This is a genomic window from Bartonella vinsonii subsp. vinsonii (assembly GCF_902825235.1).
GTDB classification, from domain to species: domain Bacteria; phylum Pseudomonadota; class Alphaproteobacteria; order Rhizobiales; family Rhizobiaceae; genus Bartonella; species Bartonella vinsonii.
Genome location: NZ_CADEAJ010000094.1, coordinates 1 through 255, shown reverse-complemented (window position 1 = coordinate 255; position 255 = coordinate 1). Strand labels below are relative to the sequence as shown.

General features: G+C 44.7%; 1 pseudogene. It reads left to right on the top strand.

The window, feature by feature from the left end:
* Positions 1 to 103, top strand: a pseudogene (locus J7R12_RS09160) (tail protein X); the annotation flags it as partial.
* Between the last annotated feature and the right edge of the window lie 152 nt (positions 104 to 255).

Below are 255 nucleotides of genomic sequence, written 5' to 3'. Positions count from 1 at the left end.
GATTGCCCAATATGGTGTGCTTTTGCCGCGGGGCTTAAAGGTCATTCTGCCTGAATTCGCACTTCACAATCCCCAAAGCATGGTGAAGCGGTTATGCGATTAATGCGCACATACCCCTTTATTATGGTTAAGGTGGAAGACAAACCCGTGCATGAGGTTTTTTACCAGCGTCTTTTAAATGCAACCATTACGGACCATGCCGGCAATGAAGCGGATAGATTTGAAGCAGAATTTGATGATAGTGGCAATGATTTA